This is a genomic window from Paenibacillus sp. EB106-05-06-XG162, assembly GCF_058791655.1.
Genome location: NZ_JBYTDT010000001.1, coordinates 409,503 through 428,668, shown reverse-complemented (window position 1 = coordinate 428,668; position 19,166 = coordinate 409,503). Strand labels below are relative to the sequence as shown.

The following is a 19,166-nucleotide window of genomic DNA, read 5'->3' as shown; positions in this document are numbered from 1 at the left end:
ATTAATGGCCCCTTATCGCTTCTTTAGCAACTTCTCGATCATCAAAGTCGAAAGATTCTTGACCGATGATCTGATAGGTTTCATGCCCTTTCCCCGCAATCAATACTACATCGTGAGAGCTTGCCATTTCAATAGCCTTTTGTATGGCTGATTTACGATCCACAATTAGCTCATAGGACGACTGGCGTGATGTATAATCCATGATTCCTTGTTCGATGTCTTTCAAAATGAGATCGGGATTCTCCGTCCGCGGATTATCGGATGTAACGAGGACATGATCGGAATATTCCGCAGCGATTCGGCCCATAATTGGACGTTTCGTACGATCACGGTCGCCTCCGCATCCGAATACGCAAAGAATTCGGCCTGTAGCGAATTCCTTCACCGTCTTGAGGACATTCTCAAGTCCATCCGGTGTATGCGCATAATCAACAATAACAGCATACGGTTGACCAGCATCCACTGCTTCAACACGCCCATCGACACCAGCAATTGATTCAAGACTTGCTTTAATCTGCTCTAGAGAAATGCCTTCCACCAATGCTGCACTGATCGCAGCCAGCGCGTTGTAGACATTGAATTTACCAACCATCTGCAGCTCTATATCCGCGCTGCCACGGAATGTAGTGACATGGAACTGAGTTCCTCGGGAGGTAATCTTAATCTGACTTGCCTGAACATCTGATGGCTGATCCACACCATATGTAATAACCTCAGCTGAAGTCAGCGAACGGAAATAGTCGCTCGCAGCATCGTCAGCATTTAGAATGGCATAGGCGTGCTGATCCGGCGATTCAGGGAAATCATTGCCTAGACGCGAGAACAAGAGCCCTTTCGCTGCTTTATATTCTTCCATCGTCTTATGATAGTCCAAATGATCCTGCGTTAAATTCGTAAAGATTGCGGTACGGAAACGGCATCCTTTGACACGTCCTTGCAGTAGTGCATGGGATGAAACCTCCATCACGCAAGCGTCCGTACCTGCCTCAATCATCGCATGCAGCGATTGCTGCAATTCCAAAGCTTCTGGCGTCGTACGGCTCATCTCCATTTTCTTACCGGCATATCGCATCTGAATGGTTCCGATAATACCTGGATGGAAACTAGCATCCTCTAAGATCCGTTCGATGAGATAGGTCGTCGTTGTTTTGCCATTTGTACCCGTAACACCGATCATTTTCATTTGCTTACTTGGCGATCCGTAGAAATAATCTGCAAAAACAGCCATCGCATACCTGCTGTCCTTCACAATAATTTGCGGGAGCGGTAGATCAAGCTTACGCTCTACCACCAGCGCCACAGCGCCTTGGGCAACAGCTTTGTCAGCGAATGTATGCCCATCGACGGTATGGCCAGGCAAACAAATGAACAAATCCCCCGGTTGCACCTTGCGTGAATCCGTCTGGATCCCCGTCACCTGAATGTCCCCGTCTCCTTCTATTTGTGCAGTTGTTAACCGCGACACGAGCTCCTTCACCAACATGTCTAATCCCTCCATTTTTTTCCTTAATTGTTACGAACTTGCATTCCAATGCATTCATTTTTAAATTTAACTACTCATTCGGCAATGCTGCTTCACTTCCCATGTAAATCCGAATGGTGGAGCCTTTCTCCACGCGCTCGCCCGGTTTGGGTGCTTGGGCAACGACAACCTTACCCGTGCCTGATTTCGCGAGATTGAAATTGGTGTTCATATCTTGATAGATATCTTCCAATGTCATCCCCTTCATATTCGGAACCGTTACGAGCGGTATTTCATCGGGTTTATACGGATGTGCGATCTGATCCTTACGTTTCGGAACGCCCATATATTGTAACGCATCTTCCATAATGTTGCGAACAATCGGCGCAGCGATCAATCCCCCAAATTGAATCCCTTGCGGGTTGTCTACTGCCGTATAGACGACCAATTGTGGGTCATCCGCAGGTGCAAAGCCAATAAATGATACAATATGCTCGTTCGGCGAGTAACGTCCATTAACAACTTTCTGAGCTGTTCCTGTCTTACCGCCAACACGATACCCATCGATAAAAGCTTTACCCCCCGTACCTTTGGCAACAACACTTTCGAGCGCTTCACGGACGATCTTGGAGCTCTCCTCAGATATCACTTGTCGGACAGGCTGGGACTCCATGTTCTGAAGTACCGTCCCTGTCTCCGGCTGAATTAATCGCATCCCAACATGAGGTTGATACAAATACCCGCCATTAATGGCTGCTGCGACCGCTGCGACTTGTTGAATCGGAGTCACCGATACCCCCTGTCCAAAAGCAGTCGTCGCAAGCTCAACGGGGCCAACACGTGATAATTTGAAGAGAATTCCTGTTGCTTCACCATTCAGGTCAATCCCCGTCTTTTGGCCAAAGCCAAAATTCTTTATGTACTCGAACAATTTTTCTTTGCCAAGACGTTGACCTAGCGCTACAAACCCAGGGTTGCAAGAGTTCTCAACGACTTGCAGGAAGGTCTCGCTTCCATGGCCGCCCTTCTTCCAGCAGCGAAGCTTGGCCCCACTCACATCGACATACCCCGGATCATAGAAATGATCATACTTAAGATTGACCTTCTTCTCTTGAACCGCAGCAGCTAGCGTGATGATCTTGAACGTTGAACCTGGCTCGAAGGTGCTCCAAATCGATAGATTGCGATTATAGAGCTCCGGTGCGTATTCCCGATAATTTCCCGGGTCATAACCTGGCTTACTCGACATCGCTAGAATCTCCCCGTTCTTCGGGTTCATCACGATCGTCGTAATCGATTTCGGGTTCAATTGGGCCATCGCCTGATCTTGTTCCCGCTCTACTATTGTCTGTAGATGTTTGTCCAGTGTCAATTGTAAATTCAATCCATCTTGCGGTTCGGTGTACTTCTCAGAGGAATTCGGCATTTGCCGCCCTGCTGCATCAGACAGGAAGGAGACATTTCCCCGTTGCCCCTGCAGCTTGTCATCATAGATCTTCTCCACACCTGTAAGACCGCCGTCGAGCCCGACAATTCCTAGCACTTGACCTGCCAATTCGTTAAAAGGATAGTACCTTTTATTGTCCTCCGCGACGACGATCCCTTTCAAGTTCAGATCGCGAACTTGCTGTGCTTTCTCTAGCGTAATTTTACGGCCTGCCGGCTGAATGTTGACGATAAATGAGCCTTTTTTCGATACATATTTAAGCATTGTCTCTTTTGATGTCCCGAGCACATTCGCTAGCGCTGCTGCTGTGGCCTCCTTGTCCTTAATTTGAACAGGAATGGCCAGAATGCTCGGTGAGCTAATATTGTATGCGAGGCGAACGCCATTGCGATCCAATACCTCTCCACGTTTTGCAGAGAACGGAATTTCACGACGCCACAAATCCTCGGCCTCTTTGGAGAGCTCATTTCCCTTATACAATTGCACAAACCCTAGCCTGCCCATCAAGGCAGCAAATCCTACGGTTATGATTAATAATGACAACATAATTCTGCGTCGTACGGTGACACCCGAACTTTTCACAGCGTACCCCTCCCTGTCCATCATGAATGGTTTCATAACAAGACTATTCAGGACAAACAGGGGTTAGAACAAGCTATTTGGGTGGAGGATCACTCGGCGCACCCGTCATCGGTTCAAGCTTGAAGTTCACATGCATTTTATCGCCGTCTTTCGTCGTCTCTTGGCTCACAACATATCCTTCCCCTGTAATGGTATAAGAGATGTCGAGCAAGGTACAGAATTCAAGCACATCCCGAAGCGACGAGCCTTTCATATCAGGCATCGTAATATTTTTGGGGTCTTCCGTAATGAGATAGACCCGATTTCCTTGCGCTAACGGCGTCCCCGCATCAGGAACCTGACGCACAATGTTACTTCCTTTGCCTATCGTATCAAACGTAATGCCTTGATTCGTCAATTTCTCTTTCGCTTCTGCGATCTTCAGCTTCAATACATCTGGGACAATGGCGACAGGTTTAGCTGGTTTTCCCTCACTCTTCGTCTCGTCTTCTGTCTCTTGCTTCGGTTTACTACTTGGCTCGATACCCAAATATCTTAAAGACTGACTCATGATGGATTTGAAAACAGGTCCAGCTGCTGAACCACCGCCTACGTATTGGTCATTCGGCTCGTCAATAATAACATAAACTAACAATTTTGGATCTTCGACAGGCGCGTACCCGATAAAGGATACAACATACTTATTCGCTTCATATCCTCCACCTTTTTTCGGTTTCTGCGCTGTTCCTGTCTTACCTGCGATTCGATAACCTTCAATGTAAGCACTCTTACCTGTACCGATCTTCTGGTCCGATACAACCTGTTCCAAATATTCCCCCACTTTGCGTGAAGTCTCTGGTGATATGACCTGTCTGACCATCGTCGGTTCAATCTTGGTCGTTGTGTTGGTTGTTGGATCAATGATTTCTTTGACAAGACGCGGTGCCATAAGCTTCCCGCCATTCGCAACAGCAGCAACACCAGCAACCTGCTGGATTGGTGTAACAACAACGCCACCTTGCCCGAACGACGCTGTCGCTACATCAACATTCGAATCCAGACGCATTGTACCTGCTCGTTCCCCGAATAATGGGATATCTGTTTTCTGTCCAAAACCGAAATCTTCGAAATATTTGCCCAACTTTTCTTTCTGTAATCGTTCATACCCTAATTTGACGAAGGCGACGTTACTCGAACGCTTCAACCCTTCTAAGAATGTAATTTCACCCCAACCTCCGCGTTTATGGTCACGAAGTGGCTTAGGCCATCCGCTCACTTTTATTTGTCCCGACATGTATGTTTCGTTCGGGTTGAAGTACCCCTCCTGTACCGCAGCAGCAAGTGTAATGATCTTGAATGTTGAACCTGGCTCATAGACCGATTTAATGGAATGATCATAGAAGTTCGCTTGATTCTTTGTTTCCCAATATTTATTCGGGTTGTAGTTCGGCATATTAGCAGTCGCAAGAATATCCATCGTACTCGGGTCAGCTACAATTGCCGTTGCGCTAATGGGTTGATACTTGTTGTATACTTCCTTTAACGCTTCTTCGGTAAAATGCTGAATATTCTGATCAAGTGTCAGCACCAAATTTTTGCCATCTTTTTCCGGCTTATATATTTCGTCCGCTGAAGGTAGTTTGTAGCCTTTGCGGTCCTGATCATAAGAAATGGAACCATCGATTCCTGCTAAGTCCTTGTCAAAGAAAGCCTCGAGACCCGTAACCGCCTTGCCTTGCTTATCGGTATATCCGAGCAAATGCGCAGCTAACGAATCGTTCGGATAGAAGCGCTTCGTCTCTTTCAACAGGTAAATGCCCACATCCGCGTTTTTCCCAACTTTGTCTCGAAGTTCACCGGTATAAGCATTAATCTTATCCGCAAGATTTTGATCAATCTTCCAGCCTTCCTCACGGACTTCACGTTGATCATAATAAGTACCATCTTTTTTCTTCGCCGTCACCAATGCCATGACTTCAGGTAGCGGTTTGTTCAATATTTCACTCAGCTTGGCAGCGATGGGTTCTTCCAACTTCAGATCATGAATTCGCTTCGGATTCACAGCAACGGTATAAGCCGGTGCATCTACAGCCAATGTATTCATGTTACGGTCGAATATCGTTCCACGAACAGCATCCAACTTAACGGTCGTCGACCACGTTTCTTTCGCTTTTTCTGTCAAGAATGACGCATCTACCACCTGAACCCAGAAAATTCTCACTAATAGAATAAAAAAGAGGATGGTAATACATCCTCCGATAAACATGGTGCGTATTCGTATTCTTTTTACCATCATCTAACATTCCCTTCATCCGCAGTCGAGTTATACCTACGACCTCGAGTTAATCAATCCCCCGCTTTTTTGGACTTGGGCTGAAAGCCAAGTGCTACAGCTCGATCATAAATAGCCGCTGGACTCGACAATTTTTCTTTCTCCGTCTTGAGCACGGCAATTTCCTTCTTCATCACTTGCACTTCACGACTCATCTTCTGCATTTGCATGTTCAAATCATAGATTTGCGCATAGCGCCAGATAATTACACCAGCAACAAGGGAGCATACGACAATGGTGAACAAGTATAGCAGCTTCTCCTGCGTGGATAATAACCCCTTCCGCGATACAACTTTCGTCGTCTCGCGATACCGATCCGGAGTGCGTTGGATTTTCTTTTCTTTTAGCGCTAAATTCCCACGAACATATGCCATTGACTATACTCCCCCATTACTATAACTTTTCCGCAATGCGTAATTTGGCTGAGCGGGATCGCGGATTATCATCCAGCTCGCGTTGACTTGGGATATACGGCTTCCGATTGACTAACTTCAACGTCCCCTTTTTGCCGCATACACACATTGGAAAATCTGGAGGGCACGTACATTTCTCGATATACTGCGCAAAAGTTTGCTTACAAATTCGATCTTCTAACGAATGGAACGTAATAACGGATGCTCTCCCGCCAGGAGCGAGACAACGTACCGTCTTGTTCAACGCCTCTTCAAAAGCGCCAAGCTCGTCGTTAACAGCAATCCGCAGTGCTTGGAAACTGCGTTTCGCAGGATGGCCCCCTGTACGTCTTGCTGCAGCTGGGATTCCTTCTTTTACAAGCTCTGCAAGATGACCTGTTGTCTCGATGGGTGCAGCTTGTCTAGCCGCTACAATGTTCTTCGCAATCCGGCGTGAGAATTTCTCCTCCCCGTATTCAAACAGGATCTTCGCAATCTCTTGTTCGGACCACGTATTTACAATGTCATGGGCCGTCAGCATGGCATCTTGATCCATCCGCATATCAAGCGGAGCATCATGGTTATAACTAAATCCTCGATCCGCCTCATCCAATTGTGGTGAAGACACACCCAAATCGAACAAGATCCCGTCAACCTGCGGTACTCCATCGACTTTCGGAACTTCCGGCAAATCACGTAGCACTTCTTCTATATATCGAAAATTCGTCTTAATTAATCGAACACGATCTTCATAAGGTGCAAGCTTTACTTTGGCATTCGCGAGTGCAATATCATCCTGATCGAGTGCGATCAAAAGACCGGGCGCCGTGAGCTGCGAGGCAATGACCGCGCTGTGACCCGCTCCGCCTAATGTACAATCCACATAGATACCTTCGGGCTTGATGTTGAGACCTAGTACAGCCTCTTCTTTTAATACCGTGATGTGATGAAACAAATATAAGCCCTCCTAGCTAGCAAATCTCATGCATTCAAAAATCAAAGTCAACCAGTTTCTCAGCAATTTCGTTGAAAGATTCCTCCGATTGATCAAAGTAATTCTCCCATAGTTCTTTACTCCAAATCTCCACCCGGTTGGATACCCCGAGCACTACACAATCTTTATCGAGTTTGGAATATTGAAGCAGATTATTCGGTATATTTACCCTGCCCTGTTTGTCCAATTCACATTCTGTCGCCCCTGAGAAAAAGAACCGCGTAAACGCGCGAGCATCCGACTTCATGAGCGGCAACGCCTTAAGCTTCTGCTCCAGCACTTCCCACTCCGAACGTGGATAAACAAATAGACATTGGTCTAAACCGCGAGTGACGATAAAGGAGGCTCCAAGAGCATCACGAAATTTAGAAGGAATGATCATCCGACCTTTGTCATCAATCGTATGTTGATATTCCCCCATAAACATCTGTCGCTCCACCTCTTCCCCCGAATCTCCCACTTCGCACCACTTTCCACCACTTCAGTCATACTATTTCGCCATTCATAACAAAAATCCTGCAATGAATGCAGGATTTTTTATAATTGAACAATATTTAATTATTCAAGGTTCTATAGATCTATTTTCTTTCTTTTCTGCTTGCGATAGTAGTACAAGAGAGGGATGGCTAAGATCAATAATATAATAATAAAAGGGAAAATCGCAATCAGGACAAGGATTAGTCCTTGGAAGAAAGTAACGACCGCATCCCAGCTTTTCTCCAAAGTGATCCCCATGCGCTCTGTAAAAGTCTTGTCTTTGGCCAGCAAACCTGGGTCAGTAGACTCAATGGGCTGATATAACCTAAGGCTAATTGTCGAGTACGCAACATTCTGATCAAGGTACCGCATCCGTCCTTGAATTTGTTCTATCTGTTCCTGTACTTCCGCTAATTGGGAGGAGAACTTCAATAAGTCACCTGCATTGACTGCTTTATCCATAAATCCGAGCAACCGTTTCTCGACGACCTGTTTGGCCTTAAGTCTTGACGCCAAATCAACATATTCTTCCGTGACGTCCTGCCCTTGCAATTGACGCTCGTATTTTGTATGTTCCATTTTCCCAAGCTGCTGCATGAAATCCATGAACCCATTCGCAGGCACTTTAAAGGTGAAATTACCACCGAGCTCATAGTCGCTTTTTTGATCAGAGAACTGAAGCAAATAGCCTCCAACAAGCTGAATTTTGTTCTGCAGCTCTGTCTGTGCCTTCCCATAGTTCTTCACTTCCATCGTTACATTGGCTTGGTAGATTAGTTTACGCTGATCCGTCGAACCCGATAAAGGCCCTTCTCCGCCTGCACCAATTGCCGATTTCGAAGAACCTGCGCCAACCGTATCTGCCTTCGCTTCCTCCGTTGCCACGGCTGTCGATTGATCTGCTGCGGATTCCGAATGAAGACTGGTCGACTTAAGATCTTCACTTTTTGAAGCGCTGCTGCATGCGGTCGCAACACTGATGAAGACCATACACAGGAGTAATACCATACTCAATCTCTTTATCAATCTTTTACGCACAAAACAACCCCCTTATTGGTTATCGCGAGGTGTATTTTACACCATTTACCAATAGACGCGATGTCCCACAAGGAGGTTGCTCCAAAAACATATTTTATAAAAATAAACTCAATGATTACTCGTGATCTGCCCAGCTATCCAAATAAGTACGCTGTTCATCGGATAATGAATCGATCTGAATGCCGAGGGATCCAAGCTTCAAACGCGCAACTTCTTGGTCCGTCTCATACGGCACATTCAGCACTTGATTACCGATTTGCTCATATTGCTCATTCACATAACGAAGCGCTAGCGCTTGGAGTGCAAATGTCATGTCCATAATCTCAGCCGGATGCCCGTCGCCTGCTGCCAAGTTCACAAGGCGTCCTTCTGCGAGTAAATAGATTTTACGTCCGTCCTTCAGATGGAACTCCTCAATATTACGGCGAACCGTACGCACAGAAGTCGAACGTTCATTTAGTTCCGGTTTGTTCACTTCGACATCAAAATGGCCTGCATTCGAGAGAATTGCACCATTCTTCATCACATCATAATGTTCTCCACGAATCACATCACGGTTCCCTGTAACGGTAACGAATAAGTCTCCAACTTTCGCAGCTTTGATCATTGGCAATACCGTAAACCCATCCATGAAGGCTTCTACGGCCTTAATCGGATCGATCTCCGTCACGATAACGTTCGCACCGAGTCCTTTTGCACGCATGGCAACACCTTTACCGCACCAGCCGTACCCAACAACTACAACGTTCTTCCCTGCTACGACGAGGTTCGTCGTACGGTTGATACCGTCAAATACGGATTGACCCGTACCATAGCGGTTATCGAACAAATATTTGCAGAATGCATCGTTAACAGCAACCATCGGGAATTTCAATTGGCCTTCTTTCTCCAATGCTTTCAAGCGCAAAATTCCTGTTGTTGTCTCTTCTGCACCACCACGAACTGTCGCGAGCAAATCTGGGCGCTCCGCATGCAGAATCGTAACCAGATCGCCGCCATCATCAATGATCAGATCCGGCTTCGTCTCTAGCGCTTTAATCAAGAGTTCTTTGTATTCTTGCGGATCTGGATTGTATTTCGCGAATACGGTAATCCCGTCCTCAACCAAGGCCGCACAGACATCGTCTTGCGTCGATAGTGGATTGCTGCCCGTAATCGTAACTTCCGCACCACCTGCTTGAACGACCTTTGCCAGATAAGCCGTTTTGGCTTCCAAATGGAGGGAGATCGTTACCTTTAATCCCTTGAAAGGCTGGTCCTTCTCAAATTGCTCGCGAATGCTGTTCAGTACAGGCATATGTGCATCTACCCAACTGATCTTTAGATGCCCTTCTGGTGCCAAAGACATATCTTTTACAATACTGTTCTGTGCTGCATTACTCATTCGCTTACCTCCTACAGTGGATATGATGCCTGCGATATGATTAAGAAATCACACGGTGTTGACCCGTTAGATCGAGTGGAATCTCATACAGGGATGATATCCATGTGTTTCCATATCGATTAAGATACGCAAAGATATTATAAACACGTTCCTGCGGTTTGCCAAGGGGAATTAAGGAACTATGAATACGGTCCCAGTGCCTTAGTGCAGTCTCATTCTGTTTCGCGAGATCATGAACAGCCCGATTCTGTAAAAATTCAACCTGTTCCATGACCTTCTGCTTATTCGTCTCGCCGAGTTTGCCAAGTCCTGCTTGAATCTGAGCCAATTTGCTTAGAATCGGCTGATACATGGATTCCAACTGGTGCTTCAGATGATCGAAGTCCGCATCCAGACCTAGTGTATCCTGCGCATGCAGCCATGCTTCTTTACGTTCAGCAAATCGCTCAACGACATCATCGAATGTTAGGTCATACTTCGTCATTTGTTTCTGTACTGTACCTTCTACAAACGTGAACGACATCCGCGGCACAATGATCGGCATTCGGAATCCAACTGTATGGAAAGCGCGATGCGTCAGTGCCCAATACGCAATTTCACCCGTGCCCAGTACAGCCGATAAAACAGGGAATAAATAATCCTGCATCAGCGGACGTGTCAGCACATTATTGCTGAACCGCTCAGGATGCGAAGCAAGCGTTGCTCTTAATTCCTCGCGGCTAAAGGACACTAGCCCTTTGCGGTCCATAAATCGTCCGTTCTCTTTGTGCAACAGCACTCGGGTGCCTTCATGAATATAGAACAAGTTCGCATTCCCTGCAGTGACGTCCGCTTGTGCAGTGAACTCATGCTTCGCTACATCCTCTTCAGAGTGGAAGTACGCTTTCTCTAGCTCATCATTCTTATCGATTATACGCTCGAACATTGGCACCTCAATGGACCGAATCGCTTGATCCGCGGAATCGATCAACACAAGGCCTGCTTCCCCGAACAACATGCCGAAGATCCGCGCATAGAAATCACTGAGTGTGTCGGATACCGCTGCAAATGCGTTCAGTTGTTCCACAAGATCTGCCTTAAACTCCGTATTCGGGAGCAGATCGCTTAATTGGTGGATAGCTGCCTGCCACGATTCCGAAGGTACGACAACATCACTCACCATGGATCTAACGCCTGTCGGATGATCGATCCGAATCTTCTGAACTTGAAGTTCTGGCGACAATACGTAGGTATGGTTCACCTCGTCGAAATCATGGTCTTCCCCTGCGATCCAGAATACTGGTACTACCGGTCGATTCAACCGTTCAGTCGCCATCCGCGCTGTCTGAATGATCGTGAGCGCCTTATAGATTACAAGTAAAGGACCTGTAAATAGACCGCTCTGTTGACCACCTACCACGACAAGCGCGTCATCCTGCTCTAGTTGATTCAATGCCGCAGACACCGCAGCATGCGGATTTCTCTCTGCATTATAAGCGCGTAATCGTCTTACGAGCTCTTTGCGATCTGCACGCAATTTACATGTCTCATCTAACCAAGCTGCTCTTGCATGCCAATCCTGCTCAGATACCGGATTATAATCGAACAGTTCACGAACCTGCTCGTAATCCTTCATATATGTATCTGATAAAGGTTGATTGACTTTCATGGGTACTTGAACTACATTCACGTCCAGCCCCTCCATTTCGATTTATATTGGACCCCAAAAAACAAGCCACTATTTTTTTGAAAGTGATTCTCTTTGATTGTACACAACGAATGGTCATTTCGTCAAAGGAACGAAGAGCAAACACCAAAAAAAGGCTGCTTACAAATGCCATAGAAGACATCCATAAACAACCTTATATTCAAAACATTAAATATAATGACAAGCTGCGAAATGACCTGATTTGGTCTCTACCAATTCTGGCTCAACCGAAGCACATTTCTCTGTTGCCATCGGACATCTCGTACGGAAATGACAACCGCTTGGCGGATTGATCGGACTCGGAAGATCGCCTTTTAACACAACACGTTCCTTCGTCGCTTCTACCGCTGGATCCGGAATAGGAATCGCAGATAATAGCGCACGTGTGTAAGGATGTTGTGGATTCGCATAGAGTTCTTCACTCGTTGCAAGCTCAACCACTTTACCCAGATACATAACCGCAACCCGGTCACTGATATGCTTAACCATCGAAAGGTCATGCGCAATGAACAGGTACGTTAATCCGAGATCGCGCTGCAAATCTTGCAGCAAGTTAACAACCTGCGCTTGAATCGATACGTCCAGTGCAGAGATCGGCTCATCACAGATAATGAACTTCGGATTTACAGCAAGTGCTCTTGCAATCCCGATCCGTTGACGTTGACCGCCTGAGAACTCATGTGGATAACGAGTTGCATGCTCTGCATTCAAGCCTACGAGATCAAGCAGATCCTCAACGCGTTTCTTGCGTTCTGCACGGCTTGCGTTCAAGTTGTGAATCAAGAGCGGCTCCGCAATAATATCGGATACCGTCATACGCGGATTAAGCGAAGCGTATGGATCTTGGAAAATCATCTGCATCTCACGACGCATCGCCTTCAGCTTCGACCCAGACAAATCATAAATGTTCGTTCCATCAAAACGAACTTGTCCTGATGTAGGCTCATAAAGTCTAAGAATCGTACGGCCTGCAGTCGATTTACCGCAACCCGACTCACCTACAACCCCTAAAGTTTCACCTTGCTGGATCGAGAAGCTAATATTGTTCACGGCCTTCAGTGTCGCACCGCCCCCAATATTGAAATATTTCATCAGTTGATCAACTTCAACTAAAGGTTGTTTACTCATGCCCGCACCTCCTTAGCCATTGGATGCAGAAGCCAGCAACGGGATGCATGCGATTCGCTAAGCTGCGTGATGCCCGGATCCTGCGTCTCACAGATCCGCATCGCATCATCACAACGCGCACAGAATCCGCAACCTGCCGGCGGCTTGATCAAATCAGGCGGTGTTCCGTGGATCGGAATCAACGGCTCATCCTTCTTCTGATCTAGACGAGGCAATGAACGAAGCAGACCTCTTGTGTAAGGATGCTGAGGGTTCTGGAATATCTCCCATTTCGTTCCTGTCTCAACCACTTTACCTGCATACATTACGACAACGCGGTCACACATATCCGCAACGACACCAAGGTCGTGCGTAATGAGAATAATAGAAACGCCAAGTTTCTTCTGCATATCTTTCATGACATCGAGAATTTGAGCTTGGATTGTAACATCAAGCGCTGTTGTCGGCTCATCCGCAATGAGAAGCGATGGATTACAAGCGAGCGCAATCGCGATCATCGCACGTTGACGCATACCGCCAGAGAATTCATGTGGATATTGATTGAATCGAGATTCTGGATTCGGAATACCAACCAGTTGTAACATTTCAATCGCGCGACCTTTGGCATCCTTATTCGATACGTTCTGGTGTTTGATCAGACCTTCTGTAATCTGTTTCCCGATCGTAATCGTCGGATTCAATGAAGTCATTGGATCCTGGAAGATCATCCCGATATCTTTCCCGCGAATGGCTTCCATCTCTTTATTCGTTTTTTTAAGAATCTCTTCACCTTGGAAAAGGATCGAACCATTCTTCACAAAGCTCGGGGGTGTAGGAAGAAGTCGCATAATAGATTGTGCCGTAACACTCTTACCACTACCCGATTCACCAACGATCGCTACCGCTTCCCCTTTGTTCACTTGGAAATTCACACCGCGAACTGCTTGTACTTCTCCGCCGCGGACTTTAAAGGACACGCTTAAATCTTTAACTTCCAAAATGGGTTGCATACCTACACACCTCCTATTTTTTCATTTTTGGATCGAGTGCATCACGAAGACCATCACCAAGGACGTTGAACGACAACATTGTCAAACTGATGAGGATCGCTGGGAAGAACATTCTCCATGGATAGATCATCCAAGAGCTTAGTGCATCACTAATCATGGAACCCCACGATGCAACTGGAACTTGTACACCAAGACCTAAGAAGCTTAAGAATGCCTCTGCGAAGATCGCAGATGGAACAGTTAATGTCAATGTTACGATGATCGGACCCATCGCATTCGGAATCACGTGGCGAAGCAAAATGCGGCCTGCGCCAGCCCCCATCGAACGGGATGCAAGAACATACTCTTGATTTTTAAGACCCATCGTCTGACCACGAACGATCCAGGCCATATTAATCCAACCTGTAATAGCCATTGCAATAATAATCGTTAATAGACTTGGCTCCATAACAACAAGCAATAGAATACATACAAGCAAATAAGGAATCGAATAAAGAATTTCAGAGAACTTATTCATGAACTCATCCACTTTACCGCCAACATATCCCATGATACCGCCGTAGAGAACACCGAAAATCAAATCGGACAATGCTGCAGAGAAACCAACGATCAATGAAATCCGTGCGCCCATCCAAGTTCTTGCCCACATATCGCGTCCAAGATCGTCCGTACCGAACCAATGATCACCGGAAGGTGGGAGGTTCGTAGCATCAAGATTATTCGTAAAGTAATCAAACCTTGAGAACATCGGACCGAAAATTGCCATGATAATAAGAAGAACTAGAATGGTAAGACCTGACATGGCCAGTTTATTCTCACGTAGACGCTCCCACGCATCACGCCATGCCGATAGACTCTCACGCTGAATGATTTCGCTATTTTTATCATCTTGGCTAATAGGACGAAAATCATCTGGGGTTAAGTTATTTAATACCGCTTCATTACTCTGATTTCCTGCCACGATTAGCCCTCCTTCCGTGAACGCAATTTAATACGTGGATCAATAAATCCATAAGAAATATCCGTAGCAAACCGTGCCACCATCAAAATAATTCCATAGAACAACGTAATACCCATAATCATTGGATAATCACGGTTCGTAATAACTTGTACAAATACTTTACCTAAACCGCTAATCCCGAAGATCGATTCGATAACGACCGAACCCGTAATAACGTTGGCTGCCAGTGGACCGATATACGTAACAACAGGCAAAATCCCATTACGCAACACGTGTCTGCGAAGAATCGTTCCCGCTGTCAAACCTTTCGCTCTCGCCGTCTTGATATAATCTGCTGACAACACTTCTAGCATACTTGAACGCGTTAAACGAGCAATAAATGCGATGGAAAGCGCTGACAATGCTAGAACCGGCATGATATATGTTAGAGGGCCATCCAATCCAGCAACTGGAAGCCACATTAACTTCACACCAAATGCATATTGCATGAAGGACGCAAGCACGAAGCTTGGTACGGATATCCCTATAACCGCGACCACCATCGCCAAATTATCTAGCAGCTTTCGATGCTTGAGTGCCGCCAGCATCCCGAGGGATACACCGACGATAACCGATACAACAATGGACACAAGACCAAGACGTAACGAATATTTGAAAGAGTCACTGATTACCTTAGTAACCTCTTGATTTTGCAATTTCATTGATACACCAAGATTGCCATGAAGAATATTGTTCAAATAGATACCGTATTGCTCTAGGATTGGCTTGTCCAGTCCATATTGAGCGAATAATTTCGCCTTTACTTCAGGCGGTACTGCTTTCTCCGACATAAAGGGATCGCCGGGAATTACCTTCATAAGACCAAAAGTCAATGACGCTAGCACAAACATTGAAACGAGCATAAAGAAAAACTTGCTAAATACATACCGTGCCAAACGAACACCCCCATATCATAATATTTTGACCATACGAAACGACCTCGCCGTCGTTTAAGGGGACGGTATTCGTTTCTAACTGTGTATCCAATATCTGTGAAATAAGATACAATCTAAATTTTCAAAAAAATTCGGGATATATGCGATTTCTCATATATCCCGAATCTAGCCTCACTTCATGTTGTGCTAAATCTTGAGATGTTTATTTATCGAAGTAAGCGTTATTGAAGTGGATGCTACCGTTAAAGTCATGGAACATACCTTTGAGGTTCGGCTTCACAAGACCAATGGTTGTGTAGTAGTAAATCGGAAGAATAACTTGATTATCTTGGATCAAGATTTTTTCCGCTTTCGCAAAGTTTTCCATACGAACTTTATTATCACTTGATGCTTTTGCTTCTTTGATCAATTTGTCGTACTCAGGGTTAGAGAACTTCGCATCGTTGTTACCGCCTTTAGTAACCCACATATCTAAATATGTCATTGGATCATTGTAATCTGCGCCCCAACCAGAACGTGCAATTTGGTAGTTACCATTCGTACGGTTCTTAAGGAATACGCCCCACTCCTGGGACTCAACTTTAACCGTTACGCCCAAGTTTTGTTTCCACATATCTGTAACTGCTTGCGCAATTTTCTTATGACCGTCACTTTGGTTGTGGATCAATGTAATTTGTGGAAGCGTTGTGTAACCTTTTTCTTTCATACCTTCTTCAAGCAATTTCTTCGCTTCAGCGTAATCCGGCTTCATTAACTCGGAATCTTTATGCTCATCACGGAATTGAGCGGATTCACCTTTAATACCCGGAGGAACAAAGCCAAATGCTGGAATTTGTTCGCCTAGTGTTACTTTATCAACGATTTGTTGACGATCGATCGACATAGCAAATGCCTTACGGATCTTAGCGTTATCGAAAGGTTCAACCGTGTTATTGAATACATAGTAATACGTACTTGCGATACCTTGTACTTTAAACTCGTTCGGCAAGGATTTCTTCAATACAGGAATTTGGTCTGTAGGAAGCTCACCTGTCGGGTTGCCTGTGTAGTCCAATTGGTTCGTTTGATACATGCTAAGCTCAGTCGCGGATGCATCGATCATCGCCATTTGAACTTTATCGAAGTTGACTTTGTTAACAGCAAAGTAGTTCTCGTTCTTCGCAAGCTCGATGGAGCCGTTATGCTGCCAAGCAGCCATTTTGAACGCGCCGTTCGAGATAATTGTGTTTGCATCTGCTGCCCACTTCGGATTCGTCTGTGCCGATTTGTGAACAGGCATAAACGTATAGAAAGATGTCAAACTAATAAAGTAAGGAGTTGGGTTCTCAAGTTCGACTTCTAGTGTGTAATCGTCAACAGCTTTAACACCAACGGAAGCTGCATCTGCTTTACCTGCATTATAGTTCTCACCGTTCTTCAAGTAGAACAATTGGTATGCATATGGTGGTGCCGGTTGTGTCTTCGGATCCAATACATGTTTCCAAGCATACTCGAAATCATGTGCTGTTACAGGATCACCATTGCTCCATTTACCATCTTTACGAAGGTTGAAAGTGATCTTGTTACCATCTTCTTTCCAGCTCTCTGCTGCCGCTGGAATTGCATTACCATCTTTGTCCATTTCAGTTAAACCAGAGAAGATCGCGTTAAGCACAGTGCCCGAAGTATTATCTTGCGCTTGTGCAGGGTCTAAACTAGGCGGCTCGGAATGCAAGTTCATGCGGAATGTTCCGCCTTTACTTACTTTAGCTGCATCGGAGTCATTCTTTTGTTCTGTACCTGTAGAAGCTTCATTTTTTTCTGTTTTGCCTCCACATCCAGCCAGAACTGTCCCGAGGACAACAATCAAAGTAAGAACTAGAAGTAAACTTTTTCTTTTCAAACTAGACTCCCCCTAAAAAAATATTTTAAGTAATTGAAAATTAGTATACATCCACTGGTCAAAAAAATCTAGGTCTAATTTAAAAGAATTATCAGACAATATGCATAGAATATCGAATAACGCCCGTGATCAGGAATATTATGTAAAAAAAGGCCATGACAAAAAATGTCAACCTCCAGATTGTTTTCACCAATTTCAACGCGTCAACCTTGCCCCTTTTACGGTTCTGAGCCCCGCCGAGCAGGCCGCCCGCAATCAAGAGCACCAGTATAATCAAGTAAAACCCAAAGCTTCCACCAAATATCGTATTATACATCGTAGCGACGACAATCACCAAGAACAAGGTTGTTACATCCATTGCAAGACGGAACGCTTTCTTATTATCCCCATTTATAAATCCATAAATCAACCATATACTGATAAAAGGAATGAAGGGCAGCACGGTCAAAAACTGTAATAAAAATCCAAATATCTTCACCTATCTCGATTCTCCTCTCCAGAATAAGATGGTTATGCGTATGGCCCTCCTAAAGAACGCACAAGCGTATAGACCGCTCGATTATATATTGGTTCTATTCCTGTCGATGCCGCCAGACGAAGAATACTTCCATTAATCCACTCGATCTCAGTCTCCGATTCCGCTAGCACATCTTTGAGCATCGAGGACGTATTCGCCGCTGTCGCAGAACAGACATGCTGCACTTGATCCCACATGTCAGCACCCAAGTGAATATGGTTCGCCTGAAACACGGCCTCAATCTCATCATACAACCACTTCATCCACTGCAAACGCTCCGGCTTGTCCAATAACTCACCATTCTTAATTCGCATGATCGCAGTCAGCGGATTGATGATGGCATTGATCATCAGCTTACGATAAACATCCTTATCGATGGTTTTCGACACCTGCGCGCTGAATCCTGCTCGATTTAACCACTCCATAAGACTATTTTCGATATTTTTCCAATTTAGAACTCCCCTCATCTGTCCAATTCGGGTTTCACCGCTCCCGGTATGCGTCACGATTCCAATTGCATCTCGACGTGCAGCTTCCGTCGTAATCGCTGCATATATCTGCGATGCTTCAATATACTTCTCCATCCGTTCAATATGTCCAACACCATTCTGGTAACAACATATCTTTCCATGCTTCCCCGCAAGCAAAGAGAGCTTCTGCACGAACGGTTCATCAATATTTTTTTGTTTAACGGTTACCAGGATCCAATCGCCTTCTTGTACCATTGAAGCAACTGATATTTCGTCCCAAGCCCTCATATTCACGCCATACACCTTTTGCTCCGTTTGAAGCTGATGAGAGATAACCGTGATGCCTTGTTCTCTCAATTGATCTGCTTGCTTTTTCGTACGTGGATAGAGCGTCACATTTGCCCCAGCAAGGCCTAGTTTTCCAGCAAATAATAACCCTAGTGATCCTGCGCCAACAATATGTATGTTCATGGTTTTTTCTCCTCTTTGTCCAACTATAAAGATATATAT

At 45.4% G+C, this 19,166-nt stretch carries 16 protein-coding genes; all 16 read right to left on the bottom strand.

The features are described from left to right. Position 1 precedes the first annotated feature (1 nt). The 16 genes from AC3WU2_RS01585 to AC3WU2_RS01510 all read right to left on the bottom strand — a co-directional run bounded on the left by AC3WU2_RS01585 (position 2) and on the right by AC3WU2_RS01510 (position 19,127). A complete protein-coding gene (locus AC3WU2_RS01585) occupies positions 2-1,483 on the bottom strand; it encodes a UDP-N-acetylmuramoyl-L-alanyl-D-glutamate--2,6-diaminopimelate ligase (RefSeq protein WP_492450694.1) in 1,482 nt (493 codons plus the stop codon). 70 nt (positions 1,484-1,553) lie between these two features. Next, the gene (locus AC3WU2_RS01580) at positions 1,554-3,491 is read right to left on the bottom strand and encodes a stage V sporulation protein D (protein WP_492450692.1); all 1,938 of its coding nucleotides are present in this window, start codon (positions 3,489-3,491) and stop codon (positions 1,554-1,556) included. Positions 3,492-3,564: 73 nt separating this feature from the next. After that, positions 3,565-5,766, bottom strand: a complete 2,202-nt coding sequence (locus AC3WU2_RS01575; protein WP_492450690.1) for a penicillin-binding protein — start codon at positions 5,764-5,766, stop codon at positions 3,565-3,567. A 50-nt stretch (positions 5,767-5,816) separates the two neighbouring features. Beyond that, entirely contained in the window at positions 5,817-6,176 is a 360-nt protein-coding gene (gene ftsL, locus AC3WU2_RS01570) for a cell division protein FtsL (RefSeq protein ID WP_018756686.1), read from the bottom strand. A 19-nt stretch (positions 6,177-6,195) separates the two neighbouring features. After that, positions 6,196-7,149, bottom strand: a complete 954-nt coding sequence (gene rsmH / locus AC3WU2_RS01565) for a 16S rRNA (cytosine(1402)-N(4))-methyltransferase RsmH (RefSeq protein WP_018756687.1) — start codon at positions 7,147-7,149, stop codon at positions 6,196-6,198. Between the two features lie 34 nt (positions 7,150-7,183). After that, complete coding sequence (mraZ, locus tag AC3WU2_RS01560) at positions 7,184-7,615, bottom strand: division/cell wall cluster transcriptional repressor MraZ (RefSeq protein ID WP_018756688.1); 432 nt, start codon at positions 7,613-7,615, stop codon at positions 7,184-7,186. A gap of 143 nt (positions 7,616-7,758) precedes the next feature. Next, complete coding sequence (locus tag AC3WU2_RS01555) at positions 7,759-8,703, bottom strand: DUF4349 domain-containing protein (protein WP_492450686.1); 945 nt, start codon at positions 8,701-8,703, stop codon at positions 7,759-7,761. 115 nt (positions 8,704-8,818) lie between these two features. Then, positions 8,819-10,087: an adenosylhomocysteinase gene (locus AC3WU2_RS01550; protein ID WP_492450684.1), complete on the bottom strand. Its 1,269-nt coding sequence runs from the start codon at positions 10,085-10,087 to the stop codon at positions 8,819-8,821. 40 nt (positions 10,088-10,127) lie between these two features. Further along, positions 10,128-11,756, bottom strand: a complete 1,629-nt coding sequence (gene bshC, locus AC3WU2_RS01545) for a bacillithiol biosynthesis cysteine-adding enzyme BshC (RefSeq protein WP_492450682.1) — start codon at positions 11,754-11,756, stop codon at positions 10,128-10,130. A gap of 186 nt (positions 11,757-11,942) precedes the next feature. Next, positions 11,943-12,902 carry an ABC transporter ATP-binding protein gene (locus AC3WU2_RS01540; RefSeq protein WP_492450680.1) on the bottom strand — a complete coding sequence of 320 codons (960 nt, stop codon included), beginning with the start codon at positions 12,900-12,902 and terminating at the stop codon, positions 11,943-11,945. Next, on the bottom strand, positions 12,899-13,891 hold the full coding sequence (locus AC3WU2_RS01535) for an ABC transporter ATP-binding protein (protein ID WP_492450678.1): 993 nt from the start codon (positions 13,889-13,891) through the stop codon (positions 12,899-12,901). Before AC3WU2_RS01535 ends, AC3WU2_RS01540 begins: the two co-directional genes overlap by 4 nt. Before the next feature lie 13 nt (positions 13,892-13,904). Next, positions 13,905-14,852, bottom strand: coding sequence for an ABC transporter permease (locus tag AC3WU2_RS01530; RefSeq protein WP_492450676.1), 948 nt, complete (start codon positions 14,850-14,852; stop codon positions 13,905-13,907). Positions 14,853-14,854: 2 nt separating this feature from the next. After that, the gene (locus AC3WU2_RS01525; RefSeq protein ID WP_018756695.1) at positions 14,855-15,787 is read right to left on the bottom strand and encodes an ABC transporter permease; all 933 of its coding nucleotides are present in this window, start codon (positions 15,785-15,787) and stop codon (positions 14,855-14,857) included. A gap of 202 nt (positions 15,788-15,989) precedes the next feature. Continuing rightward, positions 15,990-17,669, bottom strand: coding sequence for a peptide ABC transporter substrate-binding protein (locus tag AC3WU2_RS01520; protein WP_492450673.1), 1,680 nt, complete (start codon positions 17,667-17,669; stop codon positions 15,990-15,992). Positions 17,670-17,760: 91 nt separating this feature from the next. Continuing rightward, positions 17,761-18,147: a DUF3397 domain-containing protein gene (locus tag AC3WU2_RS01515; protein WP_018756697.1), complete on the bottom strand. Its 387-nt coding sequence runs from the start codon at positions 18,145-18,147 to the stop codon at positions 17,761-17,763. A 32-nt stretch (positions 18,148-18,179) separates the two neighbouring features. Beyond that, on the bottom strand, positions 18,180-19,127 hold the full coding sequence (locus AC3WU2_RS01510) for a ketopantoate reductase family protein (protein WP_492450671.1): 948 nt from the start codon (positions 19,125-19,127) through the stop codon (positions 18,180-18,182). Positions 19,128-19,166: the final 39 nt, after the last annotated feature.